Here is a 14,565-nt window from a genome sequence, read left to right on the forward strand (position 1 = left end):
GCCGCCGATGCTAGCGGCCGGCGCTTGCGACCCACAAGCGTGGCTGTATGACTATTCTCGTCCTCGTTCCAGGCTCGCCGCCGCGACCAAAAGCCGCATTACTTCCCCATAGCCGCCCCTCACGATTCGAAAACCATCATTTTACAAGCACCAAGGCGGCGTTACTGCGTGGAAGCTTGAACGCCGCGCATTGAAATACATTGCACGGCCAGATCGAATTTCATGGCGCCGCCGCAGCGCGGATCGAGCCGCGGTCGCCGAGGCCGCCTCGACTCGGCGGCCAGACGCTCGTCCACCCCCTCAAATGTTCCAATGTTGGAACACGACGGTCACCGAGCGCGGTGCTAGCGGTCACACTTGCAACAATGGCGCGCCAACGCGCCAGACGGGGCCGTGATGCCGGATCGCGGTCCTTCGGGGGACTGAGACCACATGAAGAAGACCAACGACCGCCTGTCGCGGACGATGATGACGAGCGCCTCGATCGCGGCGCTGTGCGCGCTCGCACCCAGCCTCGCCGGCGCCCAGGCCGTGCTGAACGGCGCCCCGGGCCAGGCCCTGACCGCCGGGACGATCACCACGACCACCAGCGGCGGCATACTCGACGGCGGCACGGGCAGCGGCGTTTCGGTCACCACGGGGGTCAACGGCCAGGTCGGCGTCACCGACGCGGTGATCGCCGTCACCGCCAACACCTGGAACGGCGTCAGCGTCTCGTCGCTCGACACCACCGCCGGCCAGATCCTGGTCACGCTTGACGGCGTCAACAGCATCCAGGGCGGCTCGGCCGCCGTATCGGTCTACACCGACACCCAGGACATCCTGCTCGACGCCAGCGGCGGCTTCGGGACCTATGTGGGCGCGGTCGCCAACGGAACGGGCCTGAGCGCCAGCTCGCTGAACGGCTCGGTCGCCATCCTCAACGGCGCCAACACCATCAGCGGCGGCGCCGTCGGCGTGCTCGGCGCGACCTACCGCACCGGCGACGTCTCCATCGACTCCAAGGGCGGAACGATCGTCAGCGCCGTGGGCGTGCGCGCCCTGTCCTACGGCGGCGACGTGACCGTCGGCGCCGACGGCGGCGTGACCACCGCGATCACCGCCACGTCCGCCGGCTCGGCCATCAACGCCACGACGTCGGGCGCGGGCGGCATCGCCGTCACCACGGCCGCGGGCGGCAAGCTGGAAGGCGGCGCCAACACCGTCTTCGCCGTGACCGACGGAACCGGCGACGTCCAGGTCACGCTCGGCGACACGGTCGGCGCGACGACGCGCAGCGCCTATGCGGCGATCTACGCCCAGTCGGCCGGCGGCGACGTCGGCGTCGAGGCGACCGCGGCCATCCGCGCCGGCGCGGGCGGGATCTCGACCAACACCTCGGGCGCGGGCGACATCACCCTTTCGACGGTGGGCGTGGACAGCGCGTCCAGCAACGCCGTGTTCGGCCGCACGACCGGATCGGGCGACATTTCCTACACCCTGAACGGCCCCGGCGCGGTCACCGGCGCCACGGGCGTCTACCTGACCTCCTCGGGCGCGGGCGCGCTCAGCGTCACGGCGACCGACGCCGGCTCGTCGTTCATCGGCACGACCGGCAACGGCGTCGACCTGCGCGGCGCGGGCGGCCAGATCGACGTCGACGTGGCCGGTTCGATCCGGGGCGACGGCGTCGGCGTCTATGTCGCCACCGGCGGCGCGGGCGCCATCACCGTCCATGCCGGCTCGGTCAGCGCCCGCACAGGCAACGCCGTCTCGGCCAACAACTCGACCGTCGGCGGCGCGGGCACGGTCAGCGTCGGCACGGCCGACCGCCGCCTGGGCTCGGCGACCAGCACCAACGCCACGGCGATCTTCGCCTCCAGCCAGGGCGACGTGAATGTCTACGCCACCAGCGTGACCGCCGGCACGCGCGGCATCGTCGCGGCCAGCCAGGGCACGGCGCCGAACGGCGACGTCGTGGTCGATGTCAGCGGCGCGATCAACGCCGGCTCCTACGGGATCATCGGCGTCAACTACGGCGAGGCCGTGGGCAACGACCTGACGATCCGCACCGCGGGCGCGATCACCGCCGGGACCGGCACCGCCATCAGCGCCGAGGCCGTCAACGGCGACATCTCGATCACCGCCGACGGCGCCCTGAAGTCGACCGGCAGCAACGGCGTCTGGGCCAAGAGCTACGAAGACGGAAACATCAGCGTCGTCACCAACGGCGCGGTCAATGGCGTCTGGGCGATCTACGCCAACGCCACGGCGGCCACGACCGGCGGCGCGATCGACATCACCGCCACCCAGACCGTCACCGGCAAGTACGAGGGCGTCGGCGCGGAATCCACCGGCGACGGCAAGATCACCCTCGATCTGGCTGACGTGATCGCCACCGAAGGCCACGGCGTCTTCGCGAGCGCCAAGCGCGACATCTCGATCTCGACCGGCGCGGTGACCGCGACCGGCGGCGGCGCGATCACCCTCGACGCCTTCAACGACGCGACCGGCGTCACCGGCGCGGCGGGCTATGCGATCAACGCCACCTCCTCGCTCGGCGCGGTGGACGTGACCTCGACCGGAACCCTGACCGGCGGCGCGGCCGGCGGTCTCTATGTCCGCTCGGCGGCCGGCGACGGCGCCGGCGGCGTCACCCTCGACCTCGCCGACGTCACGGCCGGCGCAGGGCGCGCGATCGAGGTCAACTCGGCCAGCGGCCCGGTGACCGTCACCGCCGGCGCCATCACCGCCGCCACGGACGGCGTGCGGGTGCGCGGCTGGGGCGACGGCGCGACGGCCGGCGCCATCACCGTCGGCACGGCGAGCGACCGCATCGGCGCGGTCAACGCCGCCGGCGGCACGGGCCTGTTCGCCACCGGCTCGGGCGACGTCAGCATCTACGCCACCAACGTCACCGCCGCCACGCGCGGCGTCCTCGCCTCCAGCCAGGGGACCAATCCCGACGGCAAGGTGGTGATCGACGTCAACGGGACGGTCGTCGCCAACGGCAGCTACGGCGTGCTGGGCCTCAACAACGGCGTGCTCGCGGCCAACACCGTGAACATCACCACCGGCGCGGTCACCTCGACCGGCGGCTCGGCGATCAGCGCCCAGGCCAACGCCGGCGACATCACCGTCGTCGCCAACGGCGCGATCCGGGCCAACGCCTCGCAGGCCACCGGCTCGTGGGACGGCGTCTATGCCGAGGGCTATGACGACAACAATATCTCGATCACGACCCACGGCGCGGTCACCGGCTCGTACAATGGGATCGAAGCGTTCCTGCGCAGCGCCGTCGACCACGGCGCGATCGACATCACCGCCGACGCCGCCATCCAGGGCCAGACCGGCGTCGTCGCCATCTCGACCGGCAAGGGCGGCATCGACCTCGACCTGGCGGCCGTGACCGGCACGAGCGGTCCGGGCGTCTTCGCCAGCGGCGCGGGCGCGGTGTCGGTCTCGACCGGCGCGGTCACCGCCACCAATGGCGGCGGCGTCTCGCAGAACGGCCTCAGCGACGTCACCGGCGTCAACCAGACCGGCGGCTACGGCGTCATCGCCCTGTCCAGCGGCGGCGCGATCGACGTCACGACCGCCGGCCTGGTCACCGGCGGCGCGGCCGGCGGGATCTTCGCCCAGACCACCGGCGGAACCGGCGCGATCACCGTGGCCACGGCCGACGTGACCGCCGCGAGCGGTCGCGCGGTCGAGATCCAGAGCGCCGGCGGCGCGGTCAGCGTCACCACCGGCGCGATCACCGCCCAGACCGACGGCGTGCGGGTGCGCGGCGGCGCGGCCGCCGTGTCGCTCGGCTCGGCGACCCAGCGCATCGGCGCGGTGACTTCGGGCGGCACGGGCCTGTTCGCCACCGGCTCGGGCGACGTCAGCGTCTACGCCAGCACGATCGACGCCGGCACGCGCGGCGTCGTGGCCTCCAGCCAGGGCGCCAACCCCAACGGCAAGGTGCTGATCGACATCGGCGGCGACATCGACGCCGCCTCGACCTTTGGCATTGTCGGCCGCAACAACGGCGTCCTCAACGTCAACAGCCTGACCATCCGCTCGGCCGGGACCGTCACCTCCACCGGCGGCTCGGCGATCAGCGCCCAGACCGTCGGCGGCGACATCGTCATCGACGCCAATTCAGCGATCGCCAACAACGGGACCGGCGGCTCGACCTGGGACGGCGTCTACGCCGAAAGCGACCAGGCGGCCCTGATCTCGATCCTGACCCGCGGCGCGGTGTCGGGCGGCTACAACGGCGTCGAGGCGATCTCGGGCGTCGGCGGGGCCAACGGCGGCGTGATCGTCGAGACCCGCGGCGACGTGACGGGCGGCCAGGCGGCCATCCGCGCCCAGGTGCGCGGCGTCGGCAACATCAACGTCACGACGGCCGCCGGAACCACGCTGAAAGGCGCGGTCGGCGTCTCGGCCGCGACGGTCGGCGCCGGCGACATCACCATCGCCAACAACGCCGCCATCGTTACGGCGGGTACGGGGATCCTGGCCACGACGGAGGCCGGCGACATCGCCGTGACCACCGGCGCGACCGGGACCATCTCGCCCGGCGCGGCCGTCGGCATCAATGCGAGCACCGCCACCGGCTCGATCACCATCAACCAGGCCGGTTCGATCGGCGTGGCCGGCGACAACGGCTGGGTCGGCACGGGCATCCGCGCCGAGATCCTCGGCGGCTCGCAGGATCTGGTCATCAACTCCAGCGGCGGCATCTATGTCGCCCCGGGCTCGGGCCAGCAGAGCGCTGGCATCTACGCCGTCAACCACGGCACGGGCGCGGTCGTCGTCACGACCAGCGGGATAATCGATCCCGGCGCCTACGGCGTGGTCGTGGAAGGCGCGGGCGACGTCACCTACACCGCCGCCGGCGGCGTGGCCGAGGGCGACATCGGCGCCTCGGTGGTCTCGACCGGTTCGGGGACGGTGACGGTGACCACCGCCGCCGGGGCCGTCGTGCGCGGCTTCGACGGGGCGGGCTTTGTCGTCTCCTCGGCCGGCGGCGACGTCAGCGTCGTCAACGCCGGCTCGGTCAGCGGCTCGACCCAGGGCCTGGTCGTCTCGACCAGCGGCGCGGGCTCGACCAGCCTGACCACCACCGGCGCGGTGAGCGGCGCCTCGGGCGTCGGCATCGCGGCGACCTCGGGCACGGGCGGGCTGGAGCTGAACATCGGCGGCAGCGTGATCTCGGCCAGCGGCCCGGCCATCCAGGCCGTCTCCACCGGCGGCGGCGTGATCAACATCGCCTCGGGCGCGGTGATCGCCGGCAAGATCGACAGCGCCAATTCGGCGGTCATCACCCTCGACACCGCCAAGGGCGAGCACTCGACGCTCAACGTGGCGTCGGGCGCGACGATCCAGTCGGTCAGCGGCTCGGTCTACGACGTGGCCCTGCGCGCCACCGGCGGCTCGGTCGTGGTCAACAACAGCGGCACGATCGCCGGCCGGGTCGACTTCTCGGCCCTGACCGGCGCCGACAGCGGCCAACTGGTCAGCGCCGCCGGCACCAACTTCGAGACCGGCGGCGAGTCGATCTTCGCGGCCGGCGACGACGCCTTCGGCAACTCCGGCAAGCTGATCACCCTGGGCGCCCTGACCACCTTCGACTTCGGCGGCGGGACCAACGTCCTGACCAACAGCGGCACGGTCTATGTGGGCTTCAACCCCGTGGCCGTCGGCGGCTCGAGCTTCGTCCTCAAGAGCCTGACGCGGTTCGCCAACAGCGGCGTGCTGGAGATGGCCAACGGCGTCGTCGGCGACAGCATCGTGGCGACGGGGTCCAGCTATGTCGGCTCGGGCGCGGCGCTGCTGTCGATCGACGCCGCCCTCAACGCCGGCGGCAAGGCCGACACCCTGACCGTGGGCGCGTCCTCGGGCGTCACCAAGGTGCGGGTCGCCGACCGGGCCAGCGGCTTCGGCGCGCTGAACCTGACCGGAACGGCCGTCGTCGTTGGGACCACCCACGCCGGCGACTTCGTGCTCGACAGCGGCTCGTCCTGGTACAACGCCGCCATCTTCGGCGGGGCGATCGACAAGCCGGGTCTGTTCTTCAGCCAGCTGGCCAACGCCTCGACCGGAACCGTGCTGGTCAGCGCCCCCAAGACCCAGGCCTACCAGTTCGCCACCCTGGCGGCCCAGGCCCAGGGCCTGTGGCACGGCGCGGCCGACCGTACCGCCCGCAACGCCGAGCTGCGTGACGCCCTGGACCCGGCGGCCAAGGCCGACGCCCCGTCCGCCAAGACCGGCTTCTGGTTCAAGGCCGACGCCGCCCGCGCCGAACGCCAGACCGGCCAGTCGCTGACCGTGCTGTCGAACACCTACGCCTACGACGCCTCCTACAAGCAGGACTCCACCAACGCGACGATCGGCTTCGACGCCGTCAACGCCGCGTCGGACGGCGGCCTGGCCTGGGGCGCGGCGCTCGGCTACGCCCAGGCCAAGGCCCGCTTCGACCAGTATGACACCCTGACCAAGCTGCAGGGCCCGGTGCTGAGCGGCTACGCCAGCTGGCTGTCGGGCGGGACCTTCGTCTCGGCCACGGTCGCGGCCAGCCAGCTGAACGCCAAGCTGGCCGCCTCGCAGCTGGCCGGCTGGACCCAGCAGAAGGCCGACGTGACCTCGCTCGGCGGCGCGGTCGAGGCCGGCCTGCGCAGGCCGTTCTTCGGCGGCGCGGTGATCGAGCCGAGCCTCGGCGTGACCTATGTCGACACCAGCATCGACGACGTCTCGACCGCGGGTACGACCTTCCGCTTCGAGGACGCCAAGAGCGTGCGGGCCAGCCTCGGCGCCCGCATCACCGGCGTCCTGGCCCCCAGCGAGGCCTGGACGACCCGCTACGCCGTCTCGGTGCGGGTGGTCGACGAACTGAAGGGCAAGAACGACGTGACCCTGCTCAGCGCCGGCGCGCCGTTCAAGATCACCGACAAGGCCTTCGACGGCGCCTATGGCGAGTTCGGCTTCAACCTGTCGAGCCGCAGCAAGAGCGGCTGGACCGGCTTCGTGGACGCCAAGCTGCGCGCCAACGACGCCTACAGCGAAGCCGGCGCGTCGTTCGGCCTGCGCCTGCGCTACTGACGACCGGAGCGACGCGGCGCGCAGGCGCCGCGTCGTAGCCTACGACTTGAGACCGGGCCGCCCATAGCGACCCACGGAAAGCGCCGCCGAAACGCGGCGCTTTTTTCTTGCCGCGCGGCGGTCGGCGCTTCAGGCGGAATGAGTGCGGAGAATAACGGCTTCATTCTACGCACGATCTGCGGAGATCAGCACGGCCCAAGCGGCGCGATCGAACGCGGCCGCGCGTCAGCGCGCTCGGCGCAAGTCTCTGATTTTAAAGAGAGGGGATGGTGGACGCGACAGGGATTGAACCTGTGACCCCTACGATGTCAACGTAGTGCTCTCCCGCTGAGCTACGCGTCCGCCGAAGCGATCCGAAGCGCCTCGTTGAGGCGTCCCGGCCGGGAAGGTGTGGGGGTATAGCGGCGGCTTGGCCGGGGCGCAAGCCGCCGAGGAAACTTTTTCGGAGAAGTTTCGCGGAAGGCTGTGGAGCCTTACGCAGCCATCATCTTTTCGACTTCGGAGACGAGGTCGCGCAGGTGGACGGGCTTGGACAGCACCTTGGCGCCGGCCGGGGCGCGGTCCTGGGCCGACAGGGCCACGGCGGCGAAACCGGTGATGAACATGATGCGCAGGTCCGGGTCGCGGGCGGCAGCCTGGCGCGCCACCTCGATGCCGTCCATGCCGGGCATGACGATGTCGGTCAGCAGCAGGTCCCACGGGTGGTCGAGGTGGCCGACCGCCTCTTCGCCGTCGGCGCAGGCGGTGACTTCGAAGCCGGCGCGTTCGAGCGCACGGGCGAGGAAGCCGCGCAGCGAGTCGTCGTCTTCGGCGAGGAGGATGCGGGCCATGTCGCTTACGTGTCCGTTGGATCTCGTCTCTGGAAAGCCGAATCTAGGCCCGGGACGGTAAATCGCCGGTGAACCGACGCGGACCGTCCACAGATACGACAGGGCGCGAGGACATTTGACCGCAAGCCCGGGGTTCTCGACTATGTGACGCATGAACGCATGGGACCCGATCACCCCGGACACCGCTTCGCCCCAGGCCGGCGCGACCGCCGCCCAGGGGCGCGAGCCGGCGTACGAGGCCGTGCGGGCCGCGCCGGAGGGCCAGAGCGCCCCGACGCCCCTGGTGTTCGCCTCGCCCCATTCGGGTGCCCTGTATCCGCCGGAAATGATGGCCGCCGCCCGCCTGCCCGAGAACGTGCTGCGCGGCTCGGAGGACGCCTTCGTCGACCGGCTGATCGCCAGGGCCCCGACGCAAGGGATCTCGACCATCCGGGCGCGGCTGGCGCGGGCCTATATCGATCTCAACCGCGACCCGTGGGAGATGGACCCGGCGATGTTCGACGGCGACCTGCCGGAGTTCGCGCGCGGCCGCACCGCCCGGGTCGCCGCCGGCCTGGGAGCCATCGCCCGGGTGGCGGACGGGCGGCCGATCTACGCCCGCAAGCTGACCTTCGACGAGGCCAAGGCCCGGGTCGAGCGCGCCCACCGCCCCTATCACGACATGCTGACCCGCCTGCTGGCCCAGGCGCGGGCCGCCCACGGCCTGGCGGTGCTGATCGACTGGCACTCGATGCCGGCGGCGGCGGCGCGCGGTTCGCGGGCCCGCGGCGGCGGCCCTTGCGACATCGTGCTGGGCGACCGCTTCGGCGCGGCCTGCGCGCCCGAGCTGACCAAGCTGGTCGAGCAGGCGCTGGAGGAGATGGGATACAGGGTGGCCCGCAACGCCCCCTATGCCGGCGGCTACACCACCGAGCACTACGGCCGTCCCGCCCGGCGCACCCACGCCCTGCAGATCGAGATCAACCGCTCGCTCTATATGAACGAGACGACCCGCGAGCCGACCGAAGGCCTGGCGACACTGACGGCGCATGTCGAAAAACTGACGGCCCTGCTGGCCGGGGCCGACTGGTCGGGCCTGAAATAGCGCCCTCGCGGCCTGCAAAAACGGCCATTACAGGCCAAGAAGTCCGCAAACCGCCGCAAAGGCTTGCAAAATCGCGCCTCGCCGGCTTCGGGCCAAAAAAAAGCCCGGCGGTAAGGCCGGGCTAGTTCATTAGGGAGGAAACGCCCAGGAAGGGCAGAAGCGGCAGCGCCGCCTCACACCTTCTTTATAGGGTGCGCTGCGAAATCGGGCAAGCGGAAAGTTGGACAACGTTGTCGAATTTTCTGCGACATCCGGTAGCAACCCTTTGCACAGCAAGGATCGGAGAACATCGATCTCCAAGCTTGACTATAAAATAGGCATTGCTGCGCTGCACAATTAGTTGCCCAAGAAACGACAACCGCCAGAAACCACCCCAAACCCGGTAGGAATAAGGGTTTGCGGCGTGACACCGGTAACCGCGACATAAGGCGCCGTTTGGGCGGGGTGGATAAACGCAGCGCAGTCGCGTAAAAGCCGCGCGCCTGACGCGCGCAGCGTCTCATCCGATTTTTCTCCGAAAGCCCGCCGTCCTCCCATGTCCATGCGAAATATCGCCATCATCGCGCACGTCGATCATGGCAAGACCACCCTCGTCGACCAGCTGCTGGCCCAGTCTGGCGTGTTCCGCGCCAACGAGGCGACGACCGAACGCGCCATGGACTCCAATGACCAGGAGCGCGAACGCGGCATCACCATCCTGGCCAAGTGCACCAGCGTCCTGTGGAACGGTGAAGCGGGCGAAACCCGCATCAACATCATCGACACCCCCGGACACGCCGACTTCGGCGGCGAGGTCGAACGGATCCTCGGCATGGTGGACGGCTGCGTCCTGCTGATCGACGCCGAAGAAGGCGTCATGCCGCAGACCAAGTTCGTGCTGACCAAGGCGCTGAAGATGGGCCTGAAGCCGATCCTCTGCATCAACAAGGTCGACCGCGCCCACGCCGATCCGGACCGCGTGCACAACGCCGCCTTCGACCTGTTCGCCGCCATCGGCGCCACGGACGAGCAGCTGGACTTCCCGCACATCTACGCCTCGGGCCGCGCCGGCTGGGCCACGCTGGACATGAACGTGCCCAGCGACAACCTCGGTCCGTTGTTCGACCTGATCGTCCGCCACGTGCCGGAACCCAAGCAGATCGCCAAGAAGGACGAGCCGTTCCAGATCCTGAACGTGCTGATCGAAAGCGATCCGTTCCTGGGCCGCCTGCTGACCGGCCGCATCGAGAGCGGCAAGGCCGTCCCCGGCATGGCCATCCACGCCCTCGACCGCAACGGCAAGGAAATCGAGCGCGGCCGCATCACCAAGGTGCTGGCCTTCCGCGGCCTGAAGCGTCAGCCCGTCGATGAAGGCGCGGAAGCGGGCGACATCGTCGCCATCGCCGGCATGTCCAAGGCCACCGTCGCCGACACCCTGTGCGCGATGGAAGTCACCGACGCCCTGCCCGCCCAGCCGATCGATCCGCCGACCATCTCGATGACCGTCTCGGTCAACGACAGCCCGCTGGCCGGCCGCGAAGGCGACAAGGTCCAGTCGCGCGTCATCCGCGACCGCCTGCTGAAGGAAGCCGAGTCAAACGTCGCCATCAAGGTGACCGAGACCAGCGAAGGCGACGCTTATGAAGTGTCGGGTCGCGGCGAACTGCAGCTGGGCGTCCTGATCGAGAACATGCGTCGCGAAGGCTTCGAGGTCTCGATCTCGCGTCCGCGCGTCGTGTTCCAGACCGATCCGGAAACCGGCAAGCGCCTGGAGCCGATGGAAGACGTCATGATCGACGTCGATGACGAGTTCTCGGGCATCGTCATCGAGAAGCTGTCGCTCCGTAAGGCCGAGCTGCGTGACATGGGTCCGTCGGGCGCGGGCAAGACCCGCATCCAGCTGACCGCTCCCTCGCGTTCGCTGATCGGTTACCAGGGCGAGTTCCTGACCGACACCCGCGGCTCGGGCGTGCTGAACCGCGTGTTCAGCCACTACGAGGGCTACAAGGGCGCCATCGACCAGCAGCGCAAGGGCGTGCTGATCAGCAACTCGGACGGTGAAACCGCGGCCTACGCGCTGTGGAACCTGGAAGAGCGCGGCACCATGTTCGTCGGCGCCGGCGAGAAGACCTATCTCGGCATGATCATCGGCGAGAACGCTCGTCAGGATGACATGGACGTCAACCCGATGAAGGCCAAGCAGCTGACCAACGTCCGCGCCTCGGGCAAGGACGAGTCGATCCGCCTGACCCCGCCGCGCAAGATGACCCTCGAGCAGGCCATCGCCTACATCGAGGAAGACGAGCTGGTGGAAGTGACCCCGAAGAACATCCGCCTGCGCAAGCAGATCCTGAATCCGTCGTTCCGCAAGAAGCGCGTCAAGGAAGACTAGTCTTCCTGGCCCTTCGGGGACTTCCGGACATGAAGAGGCCGCCGACCCCAGGGTCGGCGGCCTTTTTGTTTGGCGGCCCCTTTGGCGAGCGCCTTGCCGCTAGAGCCCGGCGAGGTCCCGATCCAGCGCCGCGCCGTCGAAGGGCACGACGATGATCTTGCTGCCATGGCCGTTGCTCCCCGTCTGGTCGTCCTTGGGCGTATCGACGACGGCGAAGGTCATGGCCACTACATGGCCTTTGTCGATGACCACGCCGGGGCGCTCCAGCTTGTTCCAGTGGTTCGCCGCGCCGTCGGCGTAGCGGATGAAGTCGGCGCCGGGCTCGTAGGCCAGCCCCTGGACCTTCCACTGCGTGATCCCATCGCGCGAGATCAGGTGGTAGGCGCGGCGCTCGCGCCAATGATTGACGACGATGTGGCACCATCCGCCGCTGAACCACACGACGGGATCCTCGAAGGCCCTCAGGTCGTGCTGGGGAATGCCGCTTAGGCCGCGATAGACACTGTCGCCCATCACCTTGTACGGGCCGAGGATTCCCGTCCTGCTGATCAGGATCTGGCCCGAGCGCGGGACGATCTGATAGGCCCCGTCGGGCCGCAGCATGACGCTGAAATTGGCGGGGCGCGCGGGCTTCGCCGCCGGATCGCCCCGGACGGCGACGTCGCCCGGCGTCTTGACCAGCTGGAAGAGGCTCTGATCGAAGCTGATGGCGCCCAGCTGCCGCCATGGCCCGTCGATCGACTTCGAGACGAAGACGTCGCCGGCCCGCGTCTCGCTCACCACCACGGCGTAGCGCTTGTCGTGCATCCGAAGGACGGTGACGTTGTGGCCCCGGCCGCCCTGGTTATCGGGCCAGGTCAGCCCCCTGTCGCGATACGGCCCGAACAGGGTGTCGCTGACCGCGCTGACGGCCAGGGACTCTCCCCAGGCCTTGTGGCCGAGCGCCTGGTCCCATCGGCTCGCGAACATGCGGTACCCGCCGTCCGGCCCCTTGAGGATCTGACCGTCCCAGTAGTTCCAGCGCGCCATCCCCGCATCTTCGAGGCCATTGCTCTGATCGCGCGGCCCGACCTCCTTCGCGCCCCAGGCCGTCGTGGACAGCCTGGCGGGCGGCATCGGCTTGAAGTAGGCGATGAAGGGCTTGGGCCCGAGCGTCGGCACGGCTTCGGCGCCGGCGTCGCGACCGGCAGCGCCTTGCGCCGCCACGACATGGGGAGAGGCCTGAAGAAGCAGCAGGCCGGCCAGGGCCGCCGCGGCGAGCTTGCTCGAACGCAAAGACATGCACTTCCATCCCCGTCCGCAGGGAGGCGCGCTTTCGGCGCCTCTTCGTGCCGGACCCTCTCGGCTAGGCGACCCACCGCCAAGCCCAATATATGGACAATAGTCCTATTAATTGGATGATTGAGGGCGTGCGGGATTTTGTCAAAGGTTTCCGGCGCGGGAAGACGGCGACGCGGGTGATCGGAGGGACGCCTTACCGCCCGCTCACCCGCCAGATGACGTTGCCGACGTCGTCGGCGACCAGCAGCGCGCCCTTGGCGTCGAAGGCCACGCCGACTGGGCGGCCCAAGGCCTCGCCCTCGTCGTTGAGGAAGCCGGTCAGCACGTCGCGCGGCGGGCCGGACGGCTTGCCGCCGGTGAAGGGCACGAAGATCACCTTGTAGCCGCTGTGCGGCCGGCGGTTCCACGAGCCGTGCTGGCCGATGAAGGCTCCGCCCTTGAACGGCGCCGGCAGGGCCGAGGCCGCATCGAAGGTCAGGCCCAGCGAGGCGGTGTGCGGCCCCAGCGCATAGTCGGGCGCGATGGCTCGGGCCACGAGGTCCGGCCGCTGCGGCGCGACCCGCTTGTCGACGTGGGCGCCGTAATAGCTGTAGGGCCAGCCGTAGAAGCCGCCGTCCTTCACCGAGGTCAGGTAGTCGGGCACCAGATCGCTGCCGATCTCGTCGCGCTCGTTGACCACGGTCCACAGGGCGCCGGTGGAGCCTTCCCAGCCCATGCCGTTGGGATTGCGCAGGCCGCCGGCGAACAGGCGCTTGGCGCCGGTGGCCAGGTCGATCTCCCAGATCGCCGCCCGCCCCTCCTCGGCCGCCATGCCGTTCTCGGCGACGTTGCTGTTGGAGCCGACGGTAGCGTAGAGCCGCTTGCCGTCGGGGCTGGCGATCAGGCTCTTGGTCCAGTGGTGATTGCGCGGCCCGGCCGGCAGGTCGGTGACCCGCACGCCCTTGGCCGTGATCGTGGTCTCGCCGCCCTTGTAGGGAAAGCGCAGCACCGCGTCGGTGTCGGCCACGTAGAAGGCGTCGCCGACGATGGCCATGCCGAACGGCGAGTTCAGCCCCGACAGGAAGGTCGCCCGCAGGTCGGCCACGCCGTCGCCGTCGGTGTCGCGCAGCAGGGTGATGCGGTTGGCGCTCTTGGTCGCCGCCCCCGCCCGCTTCATGACGACGGCCTCGATCTTGGCCTTCAGACCCTTGCTGTCCTCGGGCTTGGGCGGAGCGTTGGTCTCGGCCACCAGCACGTCGCCGTTGGGCAGGACCTGGATCCAGCGCGGATGGTCCAGCTTGTCGGCGAAGGCCTTGACCGCCAGCTCCTGCGCCGGCTTCGGCGTCACGCCTTCCGGCCAGCCCTTGGCCGGCGCGATGTTCAGCGTCGGCAGCAGGGTCTTCTTCGGGGCCGGCAGCTGGGGATTGGGACCCGTGCCGGCGGCGACGTCGAGCCTGGCCCGCTCGCCGCAGGCCGCCACGCCCAGCAGGGCGAGGGCCGCGGCGGCGGTCAGGACGCGTTTCATGCCAAGGCGCGCCACCCTCAGGCGCGTCGGCGAAAGAGACCCAGCAGCGCCAGCAGCACCACCGCGCCGATCGTCGAGATCACCAGGCTGCCCAGCCATCCAGTCGCCCCCAGACCCACCATGCTCGCCAGGAAGGCGCCGATCAGCGAGCCTACCAGGCCGACCACCAGATTGGTCAGCAGCCCATGATCGCGCTTCATGATCTTCTCGGCCAGCCAGCCGGCGAAGACGCCGATGATGATCGCGCCGATGAAACCCACGCCGTTCATGCCGTCGTTCTCCTGTTCGCCCTTCGGGTGTCAGGAAAATGCGTAGGGTGCGGCAGAGGTTGCCTGCCGCCTGCGGCGACCCCCTCAGTCGCTCCGCGACAGCTCCCCCAGAGGGGGAGCATCTGGAGCGATAGATCCTCCCCCTCTGGGGGAGG

The 14,565-nt window shown here is 69.7% G+C and carries 7 protein-coding genes and 1 tRNA gene; 3 read left to right on the forward strand and 5 right to left on the reverse strand.

The features are described from left to right. Positions 1–432: 432 nt before the first annotated feature. On the forward strand, positions 433–7,071 hold the full coding sequence (locus tag AC1RRS_RS15170) for a hypothetical protein (protein WP_492855865.1): 6,639 nt from the start codon (positions 433–435) through the stop codon (positions 7,069–7,071). A 267-nt stretch (positions 7,072–7,338) separates the two neighbouring features. On the opposite strand, the gene AC1RRS_RS15175 is transcribed toward AC1RRS_RS15170, so the two are convergent. Beyond that, positions 7,339–7,413, reverse strand: a tRNA-Val gene (locus AC1RRS_RS15175). 131 nt (positions 7,414–7,544) lie between these two features. Beyond that, positions 7,545–7,901, reverse strand: a complete 357-nt coding sequence (gene cpdR, locus AC1RRS_RS15180) for a cell cycle two-component system response regulator CpdR (protein WP_110119269.1) — start codon at positions 7,899–7,901, stop codon at positions 7,545–7,547. A 151-nt stretch (positions 7,902–8,052) separates the two neighbouring features. On the opposite strand from cpdR, the gene AC1RRS_RS15185 reads away from it, so the two are divergent. Continuing rightward, complete coding sequence (locus AC1RRS_RS15185; protein WP_492855866.1) at positions 8,053–8,985, forward strand: N-formylglutamate amidohydrolase; 933 nt, start codon at positions 8,053–8,055, stop codon at positions 8,983–8,985. 535 nt (positions 8,986–9,520) lie between these two features. Beyond that, complete coding sequence (typA, locus tag AC1RRS_RS15190) at positions 9,521–11,356, forward strand: translational GTPase TypA (RefSeq protein WP_110119268.1); 1,836 nt, start codon at positions 9,521–9,523, stop codon at positions 11,354–11,356. A 99-nt stretch (positions 11,357–11,455) separates the two neighbouring features. Here the strand turns inward: typA and AC1RRS_RS15195 are convergent, their stop codons facing one another. The 3 genes from AC1RRS_RS15195 to AC1RRS_RS15205 form a co-directional block, all read right to left on the reverse strand. After that, positions 11,456–12,637, reverse strand: coding sequence for a glycoside hydrolase family protein (locus AC1RRS_RS15195; RefSeq protein ID WP_492855867.1), 1,182 nt, complete (start codon positions 12,635–12,637; stop codon positions 11,456–11,458). Between the two features lie 193 nt (positions 12,638–12,830). Beyond that, positions 12,831–14,141 (reverse strand): PQQ-dependent sugar dehydrogenase, encoded by a 1,311-nt coding sequence (locus AC1RRS_RS15200; RefSeq protein ID WP_492855868.1) that lies wholly within the window; start codon positions 14,139–14,141, stop codon positions 12,831–12,833. Positions 14,142–14,158: 17 nt separating this feature from the next. Continuing rightward, positions 14,159–14,410 (reverse strand): GlsB/YeaQ/YmgE family stress response membrane protein, encoded by a 252-nt coding sequence (locus AC1RRS_RS15205; RefSeq protein WP_110119265.1) that lies wholly within the window; start codon positions 14,408–14,410, stop codon positions 14,159–14,161. Positions 14,411–14,565: the final 155 nt, after the last annotated feature.

Source organism: Caulobacter sp. GW821-FHT12A07 (genome assembly GCF_058807655.1).

Excerpts from the sequence above, each read along its gene's own strand:
- AC1RRS_RS15170 (WP_492855865.1), top strand. The coding sequence starts at position 433 with ATGAAGAAGACCAACGACCGCCTGTCGCGGACGATGATGACGAGCGCC.
- cpdR (WP_110119269.1), bottom strand. The coding sequence starts at position 7,901 with ATGGCCCGCATCCTCCTCGCCGAAGACGACGACTCGCTGCGCGGCTTC.
- AC1RRS_RS15185 (WP_492855866.1), top strand. The coding sequence starts at position 8,053 with ATGAACGCATGGGACCCGATCACCCCGGACACCGCTTCGCCCCAGGCC.
- typA (WP_110119268.1), top strand. The coding sequence starts at position 9,521 with ATGTCCATGCGAAATATCGCCATCATCGCGCACGTCGATCATGGCAAG.
- AC1RRS_RS15195 (WP_492855867.1), bottom strand. The coding sequence starts at position 12,637 with ATGTCTTTGCGTTCGAGCAAGCTCGCCGCGGCGGCCCTGGCCGGCCTG.
- AC1RRS_RS15200 (WP_492855868.1), bottom strand. The coding sequence starts at position 14,141 with ATGAAACGCGTCCTGACCGCCGCCGCGGCCCTCGCCCTGCTGGGCGTG.
- AC1RRS_RS15205 (WP_110119265.1), bottom strand. The coding sequence starts at position 14,410 with ATGAACGGCGTGGGTTTCATCGGCGCGATCATCATCGGCGTCTTCGCC.